The organism is Corynebacterium kalidii, assembly GCF_022869005.1.
Taxonomy (GTDB): Bacteria; Actinomycetota; Actinomycetes; order Mycobacteriales; family Mycobacteriaceae; genus Corynebacterium; species Corynebacterium kalidii.
Genome location: NZ_JALIEA010000012.1, coordinates 473,444 through 494,326, shown reverse-complemented (window position 1 = coordinate 494,326; position 20,883 = coordinate 473,444). Strand labels below are relative to the sequence as shown.

Below are 20,883 nucleotides of genomic sequence, written 5' to 3'. Positions count from 1 at the left end.
AAATAAGGGGGAAAGGACGCACACCGAAAACCCGGCCCACCCCGTGATCGGGGTGGGCCGGGTCGTGACCGCAGCTCAGGCGACGGTACCGGTACTACTACTCACCGGAGCCGGCGAGCTTCTCGCGCAGAGCGGCGAGCTGCTCGTCGGACGCCAGGGAACCGGCGTCGGAGGCGGCCTCCTCGACAGCGGCGGCCGGCTTGTCCGAGTTGCTGGAGTAGGAGCCGTTGTCGGCAGCCTCGTCCGCCTCGGCAGCCTGGGCACGGTGACGCTCGATCTGGGCGGCGTGCATCTTGTGGCGACGCTCGGACTCTGCGTACCGGGCCTCCCATGCCTCACGCTGCTCGTCGAAGCCTTCCATCCACTCGTTGGTCTCCGAGTCGAAGCCCTCCGGGAAGATGTAGTTGCCCTGCTCGTCGTAGGAGTCGGCCATACCGTACTTGGACGGGTCGAACTCCTCGGCGAAGTCCTCGTCGGCCTGCTTCAGCGACAGGGAGATGCGGCGACGCTCGAGGTCGATGTCGATGACCTTGACCATGAGCTCCTGGCCGACGGTGACGATCTGGTCCGGGACATCCACGTGGCGCTCGGCCAGCTCGGAGATGTGGACCAGGCCCTCGATGCCCTCCTCGACGCGGACGAACGCACCGAACGGAACCAGCTTGGTGACCTTGCCCGGGACGATCTGGCCGATCGCGTGGGTCCGGGCGAAGACGCGCCACGGATCCTCCTGGGTGGCCTTCAGCGACAGGGAGACGCGCTCGCGGTCCAGGTCGACGTCGAGCACCTCGACGGTGACCTCGTCACCGACGGTGACGACCTCGGACGGGTGGTCGATGTGCTTCCAGGACAGCTCGGAGACGTGCACCAGGCCGTCGACACCGCCGAGATCGACGAAGGCGCCGAAGTTGACGATGGAGGACACGACACCCTTGCGGACCTGGCCCTTCTGCAGCTGGTGCAGGAACTCGGAGCGGACCTCGGACTGGGTCTGCTCGAGCCATGCCCGCCGGGACAGCACGACGTTGTTGCGCTGCTTGTCGAGCTCGATGATCTTGGCCTCGATCTCCTGGCCGATGTACGGCTGGAGGTCGCGGACGCGACGCATCTCGACGAGGGAGGCGGGGAGGAAGCCGCGCAGACCGATGTCCAGGATGAGGCCGCCCTTGACGACCTCGATGACGGTACCGGTGACCGGCTCGTCCTTCTCCTTGAGCTCCTCGATGGTGCCCCAGGCGCGCTCGTACTGTGCGCGCTTCTTGGACAGGATCAGGCGGCCTTCCTTGTCCTCCTTGGTGAGGACCAGGGCGTCGACCTCGTCGCCGACCTCGACGACCTCGCCGGGATCGACATCGTGCTTGATGGACAGCTCGCGGGAGGGGATGACACCCTCGGTCTTGTAGCCGATGTCAAGCAGGACCTCGTCGTGGTCGACCTTGACGACGGTACCTTCGACGATGTCACCGTCGTTGAAGTACTTGATGGTGGCGTCGACTGCGGCGAGGAAATCCTCAGCGGAGCCGATGTCGTTGACGGCTACCTGAGGAACGTTGTTGGTGGGCATATGTGAAGTTGCTCCGAGACGGATTGTTCTTAGTGATGGACAGGGGGCGCCGTCCCACCAGCGTTCAGTGTTCCGGCACCGTCGCGCGCCTGCGGACAGACGGTTAACGGATTGTAGGCTACACGACCCCTCCGAGCTGTGCAAATACCGCCTGGGAGAATTCGCGGGTCCCGGCCCCTCCGGCACCGACGAGATCCGGGGTCGGACAGTGGGTCACCGCGTGGCGCACCGCGGCGGCGAGACCGTCGGCGGCGGCGTGGTGGCCGAGGTGGTCGAGCATCATCGCCGCCGAGTTCATCAGCCCCGCCGGGTTGGCGGTGCCCAGGCCCGCGATGTCCGGCGCCGACCCGTGGGCGGCCTGGGCCATCACCGCCCGGTCACCGGCGTTGATGCTCCCCGCCGCCCCGAGCGACCCGCCGAGCGCGGCGGTCAGGTCGGAGAGGATGTCGCCGAACATGTTCTCGGCGACGACGGTCCGGTGACGCCCCGGGTGCACCACCAGGTCGGCACACAGGGCGTCGATGTGCACCGGCCGCAGCTCCACCCCGGTCTCGGCCGCCATCGCCTCCGCCTCCTCGAGGTACATCCCCGAGCTCCTCGCCAGGACGTTCGCCTTGTGTGCCACGGTGAGCGGCCCACCCCGCTCCGCGGCGACCTGCCCGGCCCGGCGGACGATCCTGCGCACCCCGTGCCGGGTGAACGTCCCGATCGCCAGCGCGACGTCCGGTGTGACCATCACGTCGCCGGAACCGGCGTACATGTTCCGGTCGGCGTACATCCCCTCGGTGTTCTCCCGGACCACGACCAGGTCCATGTCCGGCGCCACGGCACCGGGGACCCCGCGCACCGGCCTGATGTTCGCCCACAGGTCGGCATGGACCCGCAGGGCCGCCGACGGATTCTGCTGGGCCCGCGCCTCGGCCGGGTAGGACGCGTTGTCGTGCGGCCCGAGGACCCAGCCGTCCAGTCCGGCGACGGTGGACCAGGTCCCGTCCGGCAGGATCTGCCCGGTCTGCAGGTACGCCTCGTGACCGAGCAGCAGCGGTACCCAGGTCACCGCTGGCCCGCCATGGTGCCGCAGCGCCAGCGTGACGGCGGTGACCGTGGGCTCCACGATCTCGGGGCCGATCCCCTCCCCGGGCCAGTAGCCCAGTGTCAGGGTGGATGTCCGGTGTCCTTCAGGCGTCGTGTTCACGGGTGTCCATCCTAGGTCAGTACAGGGTCGGCGGACACGCGCCGCGTCGGCGGGTTTCACCCTCCTCCCGCGAATCCGGATACGATGACGCGCGTGAACGACAACTCCCCCAGCCCAGAAAAGTCCCCCGGAGCGGCGGCCGACCAGGCACCGACGTTCGGACGCACCCCCCTCAACCCCGGGACGGTGGCCCTCAACGTCCTGCGCGGCGGCCTCATCGGCTCCGCCGAGCTGGTCCCCGGCATCTCCGGCGGGACGGTGGCCCTGGTCACCGGCGCCTACGAGCGGGTGCTCTACAACGCCAACCGACTGCTCGACGCGGTGAAGGCGTTCGCCACCGACCGCGCCGAGGGGGTCCGCAGGTTCAAGGCCGTGGACTGGACGATGCTGCTCCCCATGGCGGTCGGCATGGTCGCCGTCGTCTTCGCGTTGGCCGGGGCACTCAGCTCGTTCGTGGAGGACCACCCGGTGCCCGCGAAGAGCCTGTTCCTGGGCATGGTCGCGGTCTCCGTCGTGGTTCCGCTGCTGATGATCGACTCGCGCGACCTGAAGCGTCGTCTTCCCGTGGCTGTCCCGCTCTTCATCGTCGGCGGCGTGTTCACCTTCATCGCCACCGGGTTCTCCTCCACGACGAACTCCGACCCGAACCTGGTCCTGGTCTTCATCGCCGCCGCGGTCGCGGTGTGCGCCCTGATCCTCCCCGGGGTCTCGGGGTCGTTCTTCCTCTACGCGATCGGCATCTACACCGCCACGTTGACCGCCGTCAGCGACCTGGACGTCACCTACATCCTGGTCTTCGGCGTGGGTGCGCTCACCGGCCTGGTCCTCTTCGTGCGCGTGATGGAGCATCTCCTGACCCGGCACCGCACCCTGACCCTGTTCACCATGACCGGTATGCTGCTCGGCTCACTGCGGGCGCTGTGGCCGTGGCAGGACGACGACGCCGCCCTCCAGGCACCGGGCGACCAGGCGGCCCTGGCACTGGGGTTGTCCGTCCTCGGCGCCGCGGTCGTGGCGGCGATGGTCGTCACCGAGCAGGTGACCAAGCGCCGCCGGGAACGCGAGCAGGACGCCCGCCCGACAACCTCCGGCGGCCGGCTGCCCTGACCCCTGCAGTCCCCCTGCCGCCGGACTCAGTGTCCGGCGGCCTCCCAGTTCTCCCCCGTGCCGGTCGACACGTCCAGCGGGACCCGGAGTTCGGCCGCACCGTCCATCTGCTCCTGGAGCAGCGCGGTCATCTCCTCGAGCTCCCCGTCGACGACCTCGACGACGAGTTCGTCGTGGACCTGCAGCAGCACCCGTGACCGCATCCCCCGTCGCGTCATCTCACGCTCGACCCGCAGCATCGCCCGCTTGATGATGTCGGCCGCGGTCCCCTGGATCGGCGCGTTGAGGGCCGCGCGCTCGGCGTTCTCCCGGGCCACCCGGTTGGTCGAGTTGAGCTCCGGGAGGTAGCGCCGGCGCCCGTAGAGGGTCTCGGTGTAACCGTCCTTCCGCGCCTGCTCCACGACCTCGTCGAGGTACCTCTTCACACCGCCGAAGCGCTCGAAGTAGGTGTCCATGATCGTCTTCGCCTCCCCGGCGGCGATGTTGAGCTGCTGGGAGAGCCCGAAGGCGCTGAGCCCGTAGACCAGCCCGTAGCTCATCGCCTTCACCCGACGACGGAGCTCGGGGGTGACCTCGTCGACCGGGACGTCGAAGACCCTGGACCCGACGTAGTTGTGCAGGTCCTCGCCGTTCCGGTAGGCCTCGATGAGCCCCGGGTCCCGGGACAGGTGGGCCATGACGCGCATCTCGATCTGCGAGTAGTCGGCGGTCAGCAGGGTGGTGTACCCGGACCCGACCCGGAAGGCCCCGCGGATGTGCCGGCCGGCCTCCGTCCGCACCGGGATGTTCTGCAGGTTGGGCTCCGCCGACGACAGCCGGCCGGTCGCCGCGCCACGCTGGTTGAAGGTGGTGTGGATCCGTCCGTCGTCCGACGTGGCCTCGATGAGGCCGTCGATGGTGGTCTTCATCTTCTGGTACTCACGGTGCGCCATGAGGTGGCCGAGGAACGGGTGCCCGGTCTGGGCGGTCAGCTTCTCCAGTTCCCCGGCGGCGGTCGAGTACCCGGTCTTGGTCTTCTTCGTCGTCGGCAGACCGAAGTCCTCGAAGAGCACCTTCTGCAGTTGCTTCGGGCTCGACAGGTTCAGCGACTCGTCGCCGGCGAGTTCGCGGGCGGCGGTGACCTCCTCGGCGATCCGGTCGGCGTAGTTGTCGGAGAGTTCCTGCAGGGCAGGACGGTCGACCTCGATACCGTGGCTCTCCATCCTCGCCAGGACCGTCGCCAGCGGCACCTCCAGGTCCAGGTACAGTTCCATCGCCCCGATACCGGCGAGTTCACCGGTCAGGGACTCCACCAGCTCCAGGACCGCCTGGGCGCGGACCGCCGTCGACGCCTCCTCCGGCAGCTCGTGACCCACGTGTCGCTGCAGGACGTCGGCCAGCCCCGTCGACCGGACGTCCGGACGCAGCAGGTAGGCCGCCAGGGCGGTGTCGTGTTCCACCCCGTCGAGCTCCACCCCGGACCCGTGGAGCATGTGCCAGCCCCGCTTGGAGTCGTGCATCCACTTGGCGGCCGAGACGTCGGCCAGGTACTCCAGCAGGACCTTCTCGTCCTTCGGCGCCTGGTCGTCGAGGTCGACCTGCACGGCGTGGAGTGCGCCGTCGTCGCCTGCCACCGGATCGAGCAGGACGAGCTGGTCGGCGCGTCCCCCGAAGGGCGCGCCGTCACCACTGACCTCCAGGACGAGCGGACGGTTGACGGCGGCGTCACCCGGGTTCCGCCCCGCCTTGAACCCGGCGCGTGCGGCGAGCCAGGTGGCGAGCTTGCCCTCGGGGACGTCGTCGACGGTCAGTTCGGTCGTCGTGCCGTCCTCGAACTCGATCCCCAGCACGCGGAAGGTCCGGTTGCGGAGGTTCGCGCCGAACTGCAGCGTGTCGAACAGCTCGCTCGCCTCCGTGGCGTCCACCGCGGCGGGACGCAGTGCGGCGAGGGGGCCTGCGTCGCCCCCCAGGTCGCCCAGATCGAGGTCGCGCACCATCTCGGTGACCTTGCGTGCCAGGATGACGTTGTCGATGTTCTCCCGGAGGGACTCCCCGACTTTGCCGCCGAAGTCGTCGAGGTGGTCGATGACCGCGTCCAGGCTCCCGTACTTGCTGATCCACTTCTGTGCCGTCTTCGGCCCCACCCCGGGGACCCCGGGCATGTTGTCGGAGGTGTCGCCACGCAGCGAGGCGAGATCGGGGTACTGCGTCGGCGTGACGCCGTACTTCTCCTCGACCCGCGCCGGGGTGAACCGGTCGAGTTCGGAGACGCCCCGGAGCGTGTAGAGCACCGTGACGTCGTCGTTGACGAGTTGCAGGCTGTCCCGGTCTCCGGTGCAGATCACGGTGCGCATCCCCGCCTCGCTGCCTCGGCAGGACAGGGTGGCGATGATGTCGTCGGCTTCGTAGGACTCCTTGGTCAGGGTCCTGATACCCAGGGCCTGCAACGCTTCCTGGATCAGTTCGACCTGACCGCGGAACTCCTCCGGTGCCGGCGGGCGCTGGGCCTTGTACTCCGGCAGGTCCTTCTCACGGAAGGTCGGGCCGGAGAGGTCGAACGCGGCGGCGACGTGGGTCGGCCTCTCGTTCTCCATCAGACCCAGGAACATCCCGAGGAAGCCGTACACCGCGTTGGTGTACTGCCCGCCGGTGGTGGAGAAGTTCTGGGCGGGCAGTGCGTAGAACGCCCGGAATGCCAGGGAATGCCCGTCGAGCAACAGGAGGGTGGGACGTTCGTCCCCGGGGTTGTCAGTCATGTGACCTTCCTGCATGTCCGGTCACCTGTCGGTGGCATGTCGGACACACTTCTCGTGGTGGCTGCCGCGATCGGCGTCGTGCCCGGGCTAGTCTAGTCGCCATGAGTGACCAGACAGAGAGTATCCCGGGCGAACCGGCGTCGACCCTCGACGTGGAGGCGCACACCTCGGCACGGCGGCGCGCGGAGCAGACACGGGTGAGCATCCTGGAGTGCGCGAAGGCCGCATTCAACCAACGGCCCTACGGCGAGGTGTCGCTCAAGGACATCGCCAACGAGGTGGGGGTCAGTGCACCGCTGATCATCAAGTACTACGGGACGAAGGAGAACCTGTACGAGGCCCAGTTGGACTTCACCGAGGCAGCCGACCGGCTCAGCAGGGTCGATTTCGCCGACATGGGGACCCACCTGGCGCGCCTGGCGGTGACCTCCGCCGACGACAGCCCGAATTCCCTGGTGCGTAAGCTCGCCGATGCCGGGGGCAACCGGCATATCGTCGACACCCTCGGCAAGGTGTTCCGCCAGCAGGTGGTGGCACCGGTCCTGGAGCGGGTCGCCACCGAGTCCCTCCGGGAGTCCTCCCGGGACGCAGAGATGCGTGCGGAGGCCGCGATGTCGATGGTGATCGGTCTGGCGTTGATGCGCAGACTGGTGACCCAGGAATACTTCCACGAGGCCGACGTCGACGCGTTCATCGAGTACTACGGCGGCCTGGTCCAGTGTGTCCTCGACGGTGCCGACACCGCCGACACTGCCGACACCGCTTCCTGACGGTAGCCGGACCCCGTGTTGGCCCTACGGAGACCTCTGCAGTAACATTCCCGGGGTCAGCCCTGGTGGCGGAATTGGCAGACGCGCTGCACTCAAAATGCAGTGTCTTCGGGCGTGTGGGTTCGAGTCCCACCCAGGGCACCTTCCGACCCCGCCGGTCTCCACGGAGACCGGCGGGGTTCTGCGTTGGAGCGGTCCTTTTTCCGTCACCCGCGCACGAGTGCCGCCAGGTCGTCCTTCCTCGCCGGCCGCATCCCCCACGCGTCGAGGCTGACGCAGAGCTGCAACGACCCGGACAGCGAGTAGCTGACCTTGTCGGTGGAGTGGGTGTGCCCGTGGACGACAGGTGCCCCGCAGTCCCGGGCCCGCCACTGGACGTGGCGGTCCGGGCTCGTGTGGTCCCCGTCGTAGGGGAAGTGGCTGACGACCGCCCGCTGCCCCTCGATCTTCAGCGTCATGGCGGAGGACACCGTGTCGAACGTCCGGAGGAAGCGGGAGTGGCCGGACAACGCCCGCGCGTGCATCGGGTGGACGGCGTCGTGGTTGCCGGCCACCAGGTGGAGACGTGCCCCGGTGGCGTCACGGATACCGGCGAGCACCGCCAGGGCGTGGTCCTCCTGGTCCGGGATGCCTGAGGAGATGTCACCGACGACGAAGAGCCGGTCGCCGGGCAGCAGCATCTCGCGGAGGTGCCCGGTCAGGACCGTGTCATGGTCCTCCACGGTGTCGAATCCCCTCGGGCGTGCCGGGGTGAGGTGTCCTATATGCAGGTCGGCGGTGAACCAGTCGGTCATCCAACCGATGGTACTTGTCCGGTCGATGCGCTACATTGGACTCGAAAACTTCCGGGAGATGCCCGGCGAGTCAAGCCCCCTCCAGGAGGATTACTGTGGACCTTCCCATCGCCGACGCCGTGGACACCGCGGCCGCGTACTCGATCAACGCCGTGTTCATCGCCGGTTCCGTCCTGTCGTCGCCGGTCGGTCTGCTCAGCGACGTCGGCGCGTTCCTCACGTCCTTCATCCCGCGCTTCTAGGCGCGTCACCGCCACCCGGGGCGCTCCCCTGGTCGTCGAACTCCTCCGCGGTCGTGGCGACCTTCGTCCCGTCCTCGAAACGGCGGTCACCGAGGACGTTGCTCGGGTCGACGACGGCCACCTTCTTCCCGCTCTCGCGGATACGACGGAGGCCCTCCTTCACCATGCGGCGGCCCACCGGGTTGCTTTCGGTGACCTGACGGGCGTCGATGATCACCCGCGGTGTCTTGATCACCCGGTTCTCCGCCGCCATGAGGAACTCCTCGGCCCCGGAGAAGTCGAGCCCGCCCTGCAGCCGGAACACCGTCGTACGGCCGCGGGTACGGATCCCGCGCACGGAGCTCCCCTTGCGGGTCACCGCAGACATGAGGTGCAGCCCCATGTCCTCGGACAGCGCCCGGAAGATCTTCGCCCCACGCACGCTGTTCCCCGACTCATCGAGTCGCGGCGAGAACGTGGCGATCCCCAGCTGCCCCGGCAGGGTGCCCATCAGACCACCGGCGACCCCGGACTTCGCCGGGATCCCCACCCCCGCCATCCACTTCCCGGCGCCGTCGTACATCCCCGCCGACGCCATCACCGCCTGCACCTGACGGCACACCAGGGGTTCCAGGATGCGTTCGCCGGTGATCGGCTGGACCCCGCCGAGGGCCAGCGTGGCCCCCATCACCGCCAGGTCCTTCACGGTAACGCGGACGGCGCACTGGCGGGTGTAGCTGGCCACGGCGTCCTCGGCGGTGTCGACGATCACCCCGTAGCTCCGCAGCATGTGCGCCAACGCCAGGTTGCGGTCGGCGGTGCCGGTCTCGGACTCGGTGACGCTCTCGTCCACCGTGAGCGGGCGGCCGGCCAGCCGGGAGAAGTACTCCACGATGACGTCGACGCGGTCCTCGACCGACGAGTCCTCGCCGTTGATCAGCTGGTTGACGGCGATGGCGCCGGCGTTGATCATCGGATTGACCGGACGGTGGGTCCGGCCGTCGAGCGAGAGCTCGTTGAAGGCCTCGCCGGACGGTTCCATCCCCACGGTGTCGATGACCTTGTCCACCCCGCAGTCCTGCAGCGCCGCGGCGTAGGCGAACGGTTTCGAGATCGACTGCATGGTGAATTCCCGCTCGTCGTCGCCGACGCTGTAGATCCACCCCTGGTTGGTGCACATCGCCAGCGCCAACGGTGTGGGGTCCGCTTTGGCGAGTTCGGGGATGTAGTCGGCGACCTCCCCGTCGTCCTCGTCTCGGACCTGGTCGAGGATGTCGTTCAGGTAGTCTTCGACGAGTGAATCCATGGGGCCCGAGATTAACAGAATCCGGCGCCGATATACTTCCCCCCATGACACCCCATTCCGTTCCGCGACCGGGCCGGTCGGCCCGTAAGGTCGGCTCGGTCCTGGGGGCCCTGATGATCTCGGTGTCCCTGGCGGCCTGCGTGACCAACGAGGAGTCCGGCAACCCCGACGGCTGGGTCGACACCCTGCCGGAACCGGTCCCTGCCCTCCAGGAACTCCTGCCCCCGGACTACCGCGAATCCGGACGCATCTCGGCCTCGACCAACCCGACCTTCCCGCCCAACCAGTTCAAGGACCCCTCCGGGGACATCATCGGGTTCGAGGTGGACCTCGTCCGGGCCGCAGGCGCGGTCCTAGGGCTGGACGTCGGTTTCCAGCAGCAGGACTTCAACCTGATCCTCCCGTCGATCAGCGCCGGGACGGTGGACATCGGCACCTCCGGCTTCTCCGACACCGAGGAGCGCCAGGAGTCCTACGACTTCGTCGACTTCTACACCTCGGGCATCTCCTGGGCGACCACCCCGGGCAAGACCGTCGACCCCGCGGACGCCTGCGGACTCACCGTCGCGGTGCAGAAGGGCACCTACTCCGACACCGACGACGTCCAGGTGAAGTCCGACCAGTGCGTCGCCGACGGCCGGCCGGCGATCGACAAGCTCGTCTACGAGTCCGCCAACGCCGCCGCCAACGCCACGGCACTGGAGCGCGCCGACGCGATGAGTTCGGACTCCGCGGTCACCGACTACGCCATCCGGCTCTCGGAGGGCAAACTGGTCCCGGCCGGCGACGCGTTCGACACGACCCCCTTCGGGTGGGCGTTCGCCAAGGACTCCGACCTGGTGCCCGCGTTCGCGGCCGCCCTGGAGTACCTGATCACCTCCGGGCAGTACGAGGAGATCCTCGAGCCCTGGGGCCTGACCGACGGCGCCGTGGACACCGTCACCGTCAACACCCGGGACTACCCCGTCTCTGCTGCCGCAACCGCCGACCAAGGAGCATCCTCATGAGCGACCACTCCCGGACGCAGGAACGAACCCGTCCGACCGACAACGACGTCGTGCCCCTGCGCCACCCCGGCAGGATCGTCGCGTCGGCGATCCTGCTGGTGCTGCTGGCCCTGTTCCTCTGGAACGCGGCACACAACGACGCCTACGGGTGGGACATCTACGCGTCCTACCTCTTCGACTCGCGGATCGCCGAAGCGGCCCTGAACACCCTGGCGCTGACCGTCCTGGCGATGATCGTCGGTGTGGTGCTCGGCGCCGTCCTCGCCGTGCTGCGCATGTCCCCCAACCCGGTGACCAGCGGCATCGCCTGGCTCTACCTCTGGATCTTCCGCGGCACCCCGGTGTACGTCCAGCTGGTGTTCTGGGGTCTGCTGTCGGCGGTCTACCAGTCGGTCAACGTGGGCTTCGCCGAGATCGACCTGGAGTCGCTGCTGACCAACATGTTCTGGCTCGCCGTGATCGGCCTGGGCCTCAACGAGTCGGCCTACATGGCCGAGATCGTCCGCGCCGGCATCCAGGCGGTCCCGGAAGGCCAGTCGGAGGCGTCGAAGGCCCTGGGGATGACCTGGTGGCAGAACATGCGCCGCACGGTCCTCCCGCAGGCGATGCGGATCATCATCCCGCCAACGGGCAACGAGCTGATCAGCCTGCTGAAGACGACGTCGCTGGTCATCGCCCTGCCCTACGCCGGTGAACTGTACGGGCGGTCGATGGACATCGCCTACGCCATGTTCGAGCCTGTCCCGATGCTGCTCGTCGCCGCGACCTGGTACCTGGTGATCACCTCGATCCTGATGGTCGGACAGCACTACCTGGAGCGCTACTACTCGCGTGGCTCCTCGCGCGCGTTGACCAGCCGTCAGCTCGCCGCCCTGACCGACGCCGAGGGCCTCCCCCCGTCGAACATCACCGTGGAGGACCCGGGCAACCCCCGCACCGGAAACGACAAGGAGAACGGCCGATGAGTTCCGAGAACGCCACCCCCATGATCGCGGTGAAGGACGTCTGGAAGCGCTACGGCCGCCTCGACGTGCTCAAGGGAATCGACCTGGAGGTCCCCGCCGGCGGCGTCACCTGCCTCATCGGCCCCTCCGGTTCCGGTAAGTCCACCCTCCTGCGGTGCGTGAACCACCTCGAGAGCATCGACGCCGGGCGCATCGAGGTCAACGGCGACCTCATCGGCTACCAGGAGCGCAACGGCCGGCTGCACCAGATCTCCGAGCGGGAGGCGTCCCGCCAGCGCGCCGACATCGGCATGGTCTTCCAGCAGTTCAACCTGTTCACCCACCGCACCGTCCTGGCCAACATCATCGAGGCCCCGGTGAAGGTCAAGGGGATCCCGAAGGCCGAGGCGGAGGCCACCGCCCGGGAACTGCTGACGATGGTGGGGCTCGCCGACAAGGCGGGCGCCTGGCCGGTGCAGCTCTCCGGTGGTCAGCAGCAGCGCGTGGCGATCGCCCGCGCGCTGGCGATGAAACCCAAGCTGATGCTCTTCGACGAGCCCACGTCCGCACTGGACCCCGAGCTCGTCGGCGAGGTCCTCAACGTGATGCGGCGTCTGGCGGACGAGGGCATGACCATGCTGGTGGTGACCCACGAGATGGGCTTCGCCCGCGAGGTCGCCGACGAGGTCGCCTTCATGGACGGCGGACGCATCGTCGAGCACGGCCCGGCCCGTCAGGTCATCACGGACCCGCGGCAGGAGCGCACCCGCTCCTTCCTCTCGAGCATCCTGGACTGACCGCCGCCTCAGCGGCGGATTTCGACGAACCACGGCACCCGGGGTGTGCCGGGGTCGTCGAGGACCTGCTGGAAGAGCTGTTCGGCGGGCTGCTTGTCCCGGACGACCAGCACCTCGGACAACCGTGCGGTCAGGGCGCTGACACTGCCGTCGTACCCGGTCACGTCGACGGTGACGGTCGCCGGGGTCGGCACCTCGCCGGCGTTGTCGGCCGCGTCGGCGAACCCGTGGTCGCGCCACACGTCCTCGAGACCGGGATCCACGGTAGTCCCGGTGGTGACGGAGACGTCGGCGTCGAGCGTCCCGGCGTTGAGGGCCAGCAACTGGCGGAGATCAGCGACGACGGCGTCCCGCTGCTCGTCGGTGGAAAGAATCTTGAACTCGATCTGTGGCATGCAGACCATAGTAAAGCACCTCCCTGGTCCCCCTGCCGGGCAGCGAGCGACTACTGTTGGGTAACTGTGATCGGCCACTCCTCCATCTCCCCCGCACCGGTGCCCCCGTTGACGACGCTGCCCGACGGCACCATCAAACAAGTCAACCCGTTTTCCGGGACGGAAGTCTGGACCGTCCCCAGCCGGGGCCACCGTCCCGTCCGCGAACGGCCCGAAGCGGTCTTCGCGGTGACCGACGCCAACCGGGACAACCAGACGGACTTCGGCATCGCCGACCTGCTGCGGACCACCCCGGAGAAGGCCCGGATGGTCATCGACGACAACGGTGACCCCCGGATCCTCCGCGGGCTCACCGTCTCCGAGCTCGATCAGACCGACCCCCTGTTCCGTCGGGTGGCGAACCTGTACGAGATCCTCACCTACGACTACTGGCTGGTGAACTACGGGCACCGGATGGACGCCACCGCGGCGCGTCACATGGCCGAGTACCTGTCCGAGCCGGAGGGCCGGGACCACGTCGAGCGGCTGCTGCGCATCCGCCTGGCGGCCGCGGGACGCCCCGCCGAGGAGATCGACGCACTGTTCACCGACGACCGGGCGGCGCAGAGCGTCAACGAGCTCGGCGGCGCGTTGTTCGGCGGCGGCCACGACATCATCCTCGCCCGCGACCACTACGTCCCCGGCGCCACCCGCAGCGACCAGCTGCTCAGCTCCGGGGAGATGAGCTGGTCGGACCACCGGCTCTACATCGCCTTCACCGTGGACGCGATGGACCGGCTCTACCGGGCCAACCCGTACGTCCGCTATGTCGCGGCGTTCCAGAACTGGCTGGAACCCGCCGGTGCCACCATCGAGCACCTGCACAAGCAGCTGGTGGCGATCGACGAGCACGGCCTCCAGAACGAGACGGAGATCGCCCAGGTCAGGGCGAACCCGAACATGTACAACCAGTGGGCGGTGGACTACGCCGGCCACCACAACCTCATCGTCGCCGAGAACGACCACGCCGTGGCCTTCGCCGGGTTCGGGCACCGGTGGCCCACCCTCGAGGTCTTCTCCCGCTCCGGGACCACCGAGCCCTGGCTGATCAGCGACGAGGAACGCGACGCGATGGCCGACCTGGTCCACGCCTGCCATGTCGCCGCAGGCCCGCAGATGCCGTCCAACGAGGAGTGGCTGCACCGGCCGCTCGACGTGGACGTCCCGATGCCCTGGCGCATCATGATCAAGTGGCGTGACTCCACCATGGCCGGGTTCGAGGGCGGGACCAAGATCTTCATCAACACGCTCAGTCCCGCGGCCCTGAAGGCCAAGGTGCTCGACACGCTGCAGGAGGCGCGGGACCGGGGGCGGCTGGCCCCCGGGATCCGGCTCGGCGACGAGATCGACTTCCAACGCAACTCCCTGCGCTACAACCCGGCGGTGCGGTAGCTAGAATCGTCTCCCATGAGTACCCACGGGATCGCGGAATTCGTCGACGGCCACGGTGTGGACCTGTCCTGGACAGAGGACTTCTACACCTGGATGCACAGGCATCCGGAGCTCAGTGAGCGGGAGGAGCAGACCGCGGCGTACATCCTGCAACGGCTGCGGTCGCTGGGGGCGGAGGTCACCTCCGGCATCGGCGGGCACGGTGTCACCGCGGTGTGGCGCAACGGCGACGGCCCGACCGTCCTCTACCGGGCCGACTTCGACGCCCTGCCGGTCACCGAGGACACCGGGGCCGACTACGCCTCACTGAACCCGGGGGTGATGCACGCCTGCGGCCACGACGTGCACACCACCGCCCTGATGGGCCTGTGCGAGGTCATGGACGCCCGACGGGACGCGTGGTCGGGGACGTTCATCGCCCTGTTCCAGCCCGCCGAGGAGGTGACCCGTGGCGCGACGTCGATGATCGAGGACGGGTTGGCCGACCGGATCCCCGCCCCCGACGTGTGCCTCGGCCAACACGTGATGCCCGGACCGGTGGGTACGGTGTTCTCCGCGGCGGGGCCGGTCATGGCCGCCTGCGACACCATCACCGTCACCCTGCACGGGGTGTCCTCGCACGCCTCGGCGCCGCACAACTCGATCGACCCGACGTTCCTCGCCGCGATGATCGTGGTCCGGCTCCAGGGGATCGTGGGACGCGAGGTCGCCGCCGACGACTTCGCCGTGGTCTCGGTGGGCACACTCACCGCCGGCCACACGAACAACACCATCCCGGACACAGCCACCCTGGTCCTGAACTGCCGCTTCTACGACACCGCCGTGCGGGACCGTACCTACGCCGCGATCGAGCGGGTGATCCAGGCCGAATGCCTGGCCTCGGGGACCCCACGGCCGGCGGACATCGTCTACTCCGCGCGCGGTGAGCTCACCGACAACGACCCCGGGGTGCACGACACCGTCCGCCCGGTGTTCGACGCGGTCTTCGGTGAGGGGTCACAGGACGCGGCCCGCTGGACGGCCTCGGAGGACTTCTCCGAGATCCCCCGGCATTTCGGGGTGCCCTACGAGTTCTGGCTCACCGGGTGCACCGACCGGGACGCCTGGGACGCGGCGGTGGCGTCCGACCGGGTGGCCCAGGACATCCCGGGCAACCACTCCCCCCATTTCCTGCCCGCCCCCGGCACGGTGGACACCGCGACGCGCGCGGCGATCGCCGGGGTCCTGGCCTACCTCTGGCGGTCGGCGTAGGGTACGTCAGGTCACCGGCACCGACGGACGGCCGAGGAACGCGTCCATCCCGGTCCAGTCGCGCCGCGCCTGCTCCGTCCCGCGGTGCAGGGAGTCACGCAGGATGTCGACGTTGCGCTCGGTCGAGCTGACCGGTGCCTCGTCCTCCGGGAAGTACAGGAACGCCCGGCCGGCGCGCTCCAGGGCGTAGAGGCGGTCCATCGTGGCGTTGTAGCGGATGTGGCGGGTGATGAGGGCGTCCGCCACCGCGGGGTACCGGCGGAGCAGGGCGCGCCACACCGCCGGCTTCCCCACCGGAGGCTTCACGTAGCCGCGCGGATGGGTCAGGACGGCGAAGAACCGGTCGTACCCGTCGGCGAGCGCCGCGTCCAGGGGAATGCCGCCGGACGGCCCGAGCGCCCCGTCGACATAGGGCACCCCGTCGATCCGGGGCACCGGCATCGCGAAGGGGATCGTCGACGACGCGCGGACCCGGTCCATCAGTTCGGTACCCGACCGGATGTCGCGGCGACCCCAGTAGGCCGGGTCGCCGTTGTCCGCCCTGGTGGCGCAGATCCGGAACTCCGTGTCCCCGTCGAGCACGCGGCGGGCGTCGTAGGGACGCGGTAGGTCAAGCGTAGGAGCCTGACCGTAGATGTATTCGGCGTTGAAGTAGCCTTTGCCGCGGAGCAGCCAGGTCCACCCGCCGAAGTGGGGGTCGGTGGCGAAGTCCACGAAGCTGTGACGTAGCCGGTCGCGTTCCCCGCTGAGGTAGCTGACCAGGTGGGAGGCCCCGGCCGAGACTCCCCCGACCCAGCCGAAGCGGACGTCGTTCTCCATGAGGACGTCCATCGCCCCCGCACTGTAGGACGCACGCATGCCGCCGCCTTCCAGCAGCAGTGCCGTGTCACGCGCGTCGATCATCCGGGACCTGCCTCCTAGGCGGTGTCTTCGCCGAGCAGGTGGACGTGGATCATGTTGGTGTTGCCCGCGGTTCCGGGGGGCGAACCGGCGACGATGACGACCGCGTCCTCCCGGGTGAATCCGGCCTGCCCCAGCAGGATGGAGTCCACCTCCTGCATGATCTCGTCGGTGGTGCTGACGTGGTTGGTGAGGAAGGATTCCGCACCCCAGGTCAGGGCGAGCTGGTTACGGACCTCCTGCGACGGGGTGAACACCAGCAGCGGCAGGTCGGAACGCAGCCGCGCGACGCGGCGGGCGGTGTCACCGGAGGCGGTGAAGGCGACCAGCGCGCGGGCGTTGAGCCGCTCACCGATGTCCTTGGCGGCGAAGCTGATCACACCACGCTTGGTGCGCGGGAGGTGGGACAACGGCGGCACCTCGCCGTCGATCTCGGCGGCGGTGACGATGCGCGACATCGTCTTCACCGTGTCCACCGGGTACTTGCCGACGGAGGTCTCACCGGAGAGCATGACCGCGTCCGCACCGTCGAGCACCGCGTTGGCGACGTCGGACGCCTCGGCGCGGGTGGGCCGGGAGTTCTCGATCATCGAGTCCAGCATCTGGGTGGCGACGATGACCGGCTTGGCGTTCTCGCGGGCGATCTGCACGGCCCGTTTCTGCACCAGGGGGACCTCTTCCAGAGGGACCTCGACGCCGAGGTCACCACGGGCGACCATGATGGCGTCGAAGGCCAGGATGATCGGCTCCAGCGCGTCGACGGCCTCGGGCTTCTCCAGCTTCGCGATGACCGGCACGCGACGGCCGACCTCGTCCATGATCTCGTGCACCAGCTCCACGTCCGCCGGGGAGCGCACGAAGGACAGGGCGATGACGTCGGCGCCCATGGTCAGGGCGAACCGCAGGTCGGCGATGTCCTTCTCGGAGAGCGCGGGCACGGAGATCTTCATCCCCGGCAGAGAGACGCCCTTGTTGTTGGAGACGGGGCCGCCCTCGACCACTTCGCAGACGACGTCGTTGCCGTCGACGGACTTGCAGACGAGACCGACCTTGCCGTCGTCGACGAGGAGGCGGTCGCCGGGGCGGGCGTCCCTGGCCAGCTCCTTGTAGGTGGTCGAGACCCGGTCGTGGGTCCCGGACACCTCGTCGACGGTGATCCGGACCTCTTCGCCGGTCTCCCAGTAGGTCGCGCCGTCGGCGAACCGGCCGAGACGGATCTTCGGCCCCTGCAGGTCGGCCAGGACGCCGACCGGCCGACCGGTCTCCTCGGCCGCCTGACGGACCCACTCGTAGTTCTGCTGATGATCCGCATGTTCGCCGTGCGAGAAGTTCAGCCGGGCGACATTCATCCCCGCCAGAACGAGCTCACGGATCTTGTCTGCGGAGGCCACTGCGGGGCCCAGGGTGCATACGATCTTGGTGCGTCTACTCACCCGTCCGAGGATAGCCCGGTACCCTCACTCCCGCTACCGTCGGGTGTCCCGGCCGCCGGGCCGGCGACGACCTCAGGGGTCTCCCGGGTCCGCGAGCGGGTCGCGACGAAGAGGACGACCGCGCCGACGAACACCACGGCGGACACCACGCTGTTGATCCGCACGTCACCGAAGACGGTGGTCGCGGCGTCGGTACGCATCAGCTCGATGAAGAACCGGCCGAAGGTGTAGCCGGCCACGTAGAGCATGAACACCCGGCCCCCGCCGAGACGGAGACGTCGGTCGGCGACGACGAGCAGCACCACGACCAGCAGGTTCCACAGGAGCTCGTACAGGAACGTCGGCTGCACGGTGGCCAGGACGACGCCGTCGGAGACGCCGTTCATCTGGTCGATGTTGCCGGCGGCGTCCACCCGCCGGTAGATCTCCAGCGCCCACGGGGCGTCGGACTCGCCGCCGTAGAGCTCCTGGTTGAACCAGTTCCCCAGCCGCCCGATGGCCTGGGCCAGCAGGATCGGCGGGGCGACGGCGTCGGCGAACGGCCCCAGCGGCACCTTCTTGTAGGCCAGGACGGCCCACACCGCCAGACCACCGCCGATCACCGCACCCCAGATGCCGAGACCGCCGTTGGTGATCTTGACGGCGTCGACCCAGTTGCGCCCATCCCCGAAGTACAGGTGGTGGTCGGTGATGACGTGGTAGATCCGCCCACCGACGATGCCGGCCGGGACCGCGGCGATCGCACTGTCGATCACCGTCTCGGCCCGGCCGCCCCGCGCGACGTAGCGGCGCACCGTCCAGTACACCGCCACCACGATCCCGGTCAGGATGCACAGGGCGTAGGCGCGCACCGCGACCGGGCCGAGGTGCCACACGCCCTGGGGCGGGGACGGGATGGCCGCGAGGAGCTCCGTCGTCACCGGCGTACCCCCTCGTACAGCTCGGCGGCCAGGCGGTCCAGGGTCTCGACACCCTCCGACGCGGCGGAGATCAGGGCGGAGCCGACGATCACGCCGTCGGCGTAGTCCGCGATCGCCGCGGCATGCCCACCGGTCTTCACCCCGAGCCCGACGGCCACCGGCAGGTCCGTGGCCGCGCGGGTCCGGGAGACGAGCTCCCGGGCGTCCGAGGAGACGTCGTCCTGGGCGCCGGTGACACCCATGTGCGACTGCGCGTAGATGAAACCGCCTCCGGCACCGACGGTGAGGGCGAGCCGTTCGGGCGTGGTGGACGGTGCGACGAGGTAGACGTTGTCGAGGCCGTTGGCCCGGCACGCCTCGTTCCATCGGGCCGACTCCTCGGGCAGCAGGTCGGGGATGATCGACCCGAGACCGCCGGCGGCGGCGAGTTCCTCGGCGAAACGCTCCGGACCGTACTGCAGGATCGGGTTCCAGTAGCTCATGATGACGGCGGCCCCACCGGCGTCGGTGACCGCCTGCACGACGGTGAAGGTGTCCTTGACGCGGAACCCGGCGTCGAGGGCGGTCGTCGCGGCCGCCTGGATCGTCGGGCCGTCCATCATCGGGTCGGTGAAGGGCACGCCCACCTCGATGAGGTCGGCGTAGCGGGCCAGGGCAGTCACCAGCTCCACCGACCCGTCGACGGTCGGGTAACCGGCCGGGAGGTAACCCACCAGTGCGGCACGGCCGTCGCCCGTGGCGTCGGTGAAGATCTCGGACAGTCTGCTCATCAGTTCTTCTCCTCGTTCGCGCCGTCGGCGGACTGTTCCGGGTGCATGCCGAACCATGTGGCGGCGGTGTCGACGTCCTTGTCCCCGCGCCCGGAGACGTTGACGATGAACACGGGGCGTGCACCGCTGGTCGTGCTCCGGCGGCCGTCGGCGTACTCGGCCCCGACCTTCACCGCCAGGGCGACGGCGTGGGCGGACTCGATGGCGGGGATGATCCCCTCCGTCCTGGTCAGCAGACGGAAGGCCTCCATGGCCTCGGTGTCGGTGACCGGCAGGTACTGCGCCCTGCCCTGCTTCGCCAGGTAGGAGTGCTCGGGGCCGACCCCGGGGTAGTCGAGCCCGGCGGAGATCGAGTGCGACTCGGTGATCTGGCCGTCCTCGTTCTGCATCAGCGCGGCGAAGGACCCCTGGAAGACCCCCTCGGAACCGACGGTGATCGGCGCGGCGTGCCGCCCGGTCTCCACACCGTCGCCCCCGGCCTCACCACCGACGAGGGCGACGTCCGCGTCGTCGATGAACGCGTGGAACAGGCCGATGGCGTTCGACCCGCCGCCGACGCACGCCATGACCGCGTCCGGCAGGCGTCCCGCCTCCGCGAGGATCTGCGCACGCGCCTCCACCCCGATGATGCGCTGGAGGTCGCGCACCATCTCGGGGAACGGGTGCGGCCCGGCGGCGGTGCCGAAGCAGTAGTAGGTGTCGTCGGCGTGGGAGACCCAGTAGCGCATGGCCTCGTTGATGGCGTCCTTCAGGGTCGCCGACCCCACCGTCACCTCGATGACCTCGGCGCCGAGCAGGCGCATCCGCGCGATGTTGAGTGCCTGCCGCCGGGCGTCGACCTCCCCCATGTAGATGCGGCAGTTCAGCCCGAGCAGGGCGCACGCGGTCGCGGTGGCGACGCCGTGCTGGCCGGCGCCGGTCTCGGCGATGACGTTCTCCTTGCCCATCCGCTTGGCGAGCAGGACCTGGCCGAGGACGTTGTTGATCTTGTGGGACCCGGTGTGGTTCAGGTCCTCACGCTTGAACCAGACCTCCGCGCCGACCGCCTCGGAGAACCGTGCCCCGTGGTACAGCGGCGACGGACGCCCGGTGTAGGTGCGGTGCAGTTCGTCGAGTTCGTCGAGGAACCCCCGGTCGGCGCGGGCCTTCGCCCAGGCGTCCTGGATCTCCTCGATGACGGCCATCAGGGCTTCGGGGATGTACCGTCCGCCGTAGTCCCCCCAGTGACCGTGCTCGTCCGCGTCGTGTGCCGTCGGCACGGCGAGGACCTCCCCTGCCGTGGGCAGGTCGAGGGTGTTCGTGCCGTCACTCTTGTCGTTCCCGGATCGTGTACTCACACCCAG

19 protein-coding genes and 1 tRNA gene are annotated in these 20,883 nt (G+C 69.0%); 9 read left to right on the top strand and 11 right to left on the bottom strand.

Translation table 11 applies throughout. From position 1 onward, the window contains the following. Positions 1–97 precede the first annotated feature (97 nt). Positions 98–1,564 (bottom strand): 30S ribosomal protein S1, encoded by a 1,467-nt coding sequence (gene rpsA, locus MUN33_RS08085; protein ID WP_244804382.1) that lies wholly within the window; start codon positions 1,562–1,564, stop codon positions 98–100. A gap of 118 nt (positions 1,565–1,682) precedes the next feature. Further along, positions 1,683–2,759, bottom strand: a complete 1,077-nt coding sequence (locus MUN33_RS08080; RefSeq protein ID WP_244804381.1) for an isocitrate/isopropylmalate family dehydrogenase — start codon at positions 2,757–2,759, stop codon at positions 1,683–1,685. 84 nt (positions 2,760–2,843) lie between these two features. Here MUN33_RS08080 and MUN33_RS08075 point away from each other — a divergent pair, with 84 nt between their 5' ends. After that, complete coding sequence (locus MUN33_RS08075; RefSeq protein ID WP_244804380.1) at positions 2,844–3,866, top strand: DUF368 domain-containing protein; 1,023 nt, start codon at positions 2,844–2,846, stop codon at positions 3,864–3,866. 26 nt (positions 3,867–3,892) lie between these two features. Here the strand turns inward: MUN33_RS08075 and polA are convergent, their stop codons facing one another. Further along, the gene (gene polA, locus MUN33_RS08070) at positions 3,893–6,601 is read right to left on the bottom strand and encodes a DNA polymerase I (RefSeq protein WP_244804379.1); all 2,709 of its coding nucleotides are present in this window, start codon (positions 6,599–6,601) and stop codon (positions 3,893–3,895) included. Between the two features lie 101 nt (positions 6,602–6,702). On the opposite strand from polA, the gene MUN33_RS08065 reads away from it, so the two are divergent. After that, positions 6,703–7,371: a TetR/AcrR family transcriptional regulator gene (locus tag MUN33_RS08065; RefSeq protein ID WP_244804378.1), complete on the top strand. Its 669-nt coding sequence runs from the start codon at positions 6,703–6,705 to the stop codon at positions 7,369–7,371. Between the two features lie 59 nt (positions 7,372–7,430). Next, positions 7,431–7,512: transfer RNA gene (locus MUN33_RS08060), tRNA-Leu, on the top strand. Between the two features lie 65 nt (positions 7,513–7,577). On the opposite strand, the gene MUN33_RS08055 is transcribed toward MUN33_RS08060, so the two are convergent. After that, positions 7,578–8,165: a metallophosphoesterase family protein gene (locus tag MUN33_RS08055; RefSeq protein ID WP_244804377.1), complete on the bottom strand. Its 588-nt coding sequence runs from the start codon at positions 8,163–8,165 to the stop codon at positions 7,578–7,580. A 95-nt stretch (positions 8,166–8,260) separates the two neighbouring features. Between MUN33_RS08055 and MUN33_RS08050 the strand changes: the two genes are divergently transcribed. Next, the gene (locus tag MUN33_RS08050; protein WP_244804376.1) at positions 8,261–8,407 is read left to right on the top strand and encodes a hypothetical protein; all 147 of its coding nucleotides are present in this window, start codon (positions 8,261–8,263) and stop codon (positions 8,405–8,407) included. Here the strand turns inward: MUN33_RS08050 and MUN33_RS08045 are convergent. After that, complete coding sequence (locus tag MUN33_RS08045; RefSeq protein WP_244804375.1) at positions 8,391–9,692, bottom strand: glutaminase; 1,302 nt, start codon at positions 9,690–9,692, stop codon at positions 8,391–8,393. The genes MUN33_RS08050 and MUN33_RS08045 overlap by 17 nt on opposite strands. Before the next feature lie 44 nt (positions 9,693–9,736). Here MUN33_RS08045 and MUN33_RS08040 point away from each other — a divergent pair, with 44 nt between their 5' ends. The 3 genes from MUN33_RS08040 to ehuA are packed head-to-tail and all read left to right on the top strand — an operon-like array spanning position 9,737 to position 12,440. Next, positions 9,737–10,699, top strand: a complete 963-nt coding sequence (locus MUN33_RS08040; RefSeq protein ID WP_369414938.1) for an ABC transporter substrate-binding protein — start codon at positions 9,737–9,739, stop codon at positions 10,697–10,699. After that, positions 10,696–11,664, top strand: a complete 969-nt coding sequence (locus MUN33_RS08035) for an amino acid ABC transporter permease (protein ID WP_244804374.1) — start codon at positions 10,696–10,698, stop codon at positions 11,662–11,664. Before MUN33_RS08040 ends, MUN33_RS08035 begins: the two co-directional genes overlap by 4 nt. Beyond that, the gene (gene ehuA, locus MUN33_RS08030; protein WP_305037379.1) at positions 11,661–12,440 is read left to right on the top strand and encodes an ectoine/hydroxyectoine ABC transporter ATP-binding protein EhuA; all 780 of its coding nucleotides are present in this window, start codon (positions 11,661–11,663) and stop codon (positions 12,438–12,440) included. The genes MUN33_RS08035 and ehuA overlap by 4 nt, the downstream gene beginning before the upstream one ends. 8 nt (positions 12,441–12,448) lie before the next feature. Here the strand turns inward: ehuA and MUN33_RS08025 are convergent, their stop codons facing one another. Beyond that, on the bottom strand, positions 12,449–12,835 hold the full coding sequence (locus MUN33_RS08025; RefSeq protein WP_244804373.1) for a hypothetical protein: 387 nt from the start codon (positions 12,833–12,835) through the stop codon (positions 12,449–12,451). A 66-nt stretch (positions 12,836–12,901) separates the two neighbouring features. Here MUN33_RS08025 and MUN33_RS08020 point away from each other — a divergent pair, with 66 nt between their 5' ends. Both MUN33_RS08020 and MUN33_RS08015 read left to right on the top strand, forming a co-directional pair. Next, a complete protein-coding gene (locus MUN33_RS08020) occupies positions 12,902–14,266 on the top strand; it encodes a DUF4921 family protein (RefSeq protein WP_244804372.1) in 1,365 nt (454 codons plus the stop codon). Positions 14,267–14,281: 15 nt separating this feature from the next. Then, a complete protein-coding gene (locus MUN33_RS08015) occupies positions 14,282–15,517 on the top strand; it encodes an amidohydrolase (RefSeq protein ID WP_244804371.1) in 1,236 nt (411 codons plus the stop codon). A gap of 6 nt (positions 15,518–15,523) precedes the next feature. Here MUN33_RS08015 and MUN33_RS08010 read toward each other — a convergent pair whose 3' ends face one another. The 5 genes from MUN33_RS08010 to trpB are packed head-to-tail and all read right to left on the bottom strand — an operon-like array spanning position 15,524 to position 20,877. Next, positions 15,524–16,420: a patatin-like phospholipase family protein gene (locus MUN33_RS08010; RefSeq protein ID WP_244804370.1), complete on the bottom strand. Its 897-nt coding sequence runs from the start codon at positions 16,418–16,420 to the stop codon at positions 15,524–15,526. Positions 16,421–16,434: 14 nt separating this feature from the next. Then, entirely contained in the window at positions 16,435–17,850 is a 1,416-nt protein-coding gene (gene pyk / locus MUN33_RS08005; protein ID WP_244804369.1) for a pyruvate kinase, read from the bottom strand. Further along, positions 17,847–18,770, bottom strand: coding sequence for a prolipoprotein diacylglyceryl transferase (lgt, locus tag MUN33_RS08000; RefSeq protein ID WP_244804368.1), 924 nt, complete (start codon positions 18,768–18,770; stop codon positions 17,847–17,849). The genes pyk and lgt overlap by 4 nt, the downstream gene beginning before the upstream one ends. Beyond that, positions 18,767–19,540: a tryptophan synthase subunit alpha gene (gene trpA / locus MUN33_RS07995; RefSeq protein WP_244804367.1), complete on the bottom strand. Its 774-nt coding sequence runs from the start codon at positions 19,538–19,540 to the stop codon at positions 18,767–18,769. The genes lgt and trpA overlap by 4 nt, the downstream gene beginning before the upstream one ends. Next, positions 19,540–20,877, bottom strand: a complete 1,338-nt coding sequence (gene trpB, locus MUN33_RS07990; protein WP_244804366.1) for a tryptophan synthase subunit beta — start codon at positions 20,875–20,877, stop codon at positions 19,540–19,542. The genes trpA and trpB overlap by 1 nt, the downstream gene beginning before the upstream one ends. Between the last annotated feature and the right edge of the window lie 6 nt (positions 20,878–20,883).

Excerpts from the sequence above, each read along its gene's own strand:
- rpsA (WP_244804382.1), bottom strand. The coding sequence starts at position 1,564 with ATGCCCACCAACAACGTTCCTCAGGTAGCCGTCAACGACATCGGCTCC.
- MUN33_RS08075 (WP_244804380.1), top strand. The coding sequence starts at position 2,844 with ATGACGCGCGTGAACGACAACTCCCCCAGCCCAGAAAAGTCCCCCGGA.
- polA (WP_244804379.1), bottom strand. The coding sequence starts at position 6,601 with ATGACTGACAACCCCGGGGACGAACGTCCCACCCTCCTGTTGCTCGAC.
- MUN33_RS08065 (WP_244804378.1), top strand. The coding sequence starts at position 6,703 with ATGAGTGACCAGACAGAGAGTATCCCGGGCGAACCGGCGTCGACCCTC.
- MUN33_RS08055 (WP_244804377.1), bottom strand. The coding sequence starts at position 8,165 with ATGACCGACTGGTTCACCGCCGACCTGCATATAGGACACCTCACCCCG.
- MUN33_RS08045 (WP_244804375.1), bottom strand. The coding sequence starts at position 9,692 with ATGGATTCACTCGTCGAAGACTACCTGAACGACATCCTCGACCAGGTC.
- MUN33_RS08040 (WP_369414938.1), top strand. The coding sequence starts at position 9,737 with ATGACACCCCATTCCGTTCCGCGACCGGGCCGGTCGGCCCGTAAGGTC.
- MUN33_RS08035 (WP_244804374.1), top strand. The coding sequence starts at position 10,696 with ATGAGCGACCACTCCCGGACGCAGGAACGAACCCGTCCGACCGACAAC.
- ehuA (WP_305037379.1), top strand. The coding sequence starts at position 11,661 with ATGAGTTCCGAGAACGCCACCCCCATGATCGCGGTGAAGGACGTCTGG.
- MUN33_RS08025 (WP_244804373.1), bottom strand. The coding sequence starts at position 12,835 with ATGCCACAGATCGAGTTCAAGATTCTTTCCACCGACGAGCAGCGGGAC.
- MUN33_RS08015 (WP_244804371.1), top strand. The coding sequence starts at position 14,282 with ATGAGTACCCACGGGATCGCGGAATTCGTCGACGGCCACGGTGTGGAC.
- MUN33_RS08010 (WP_244804370.1), bottom strand. The coding sequence starts at position 16,420 with ATGATCGACGCGCGTGACACGGCACTGCTGCTGGAAGGCGGCGGCATG.
- trpA (WP_244804367.1), bottom strand. The coding sequence starts at position 19,540 with ATGAGCAGACTGTCCGAGATCTTCACCGACGCCACGGGCGACGGCCGT.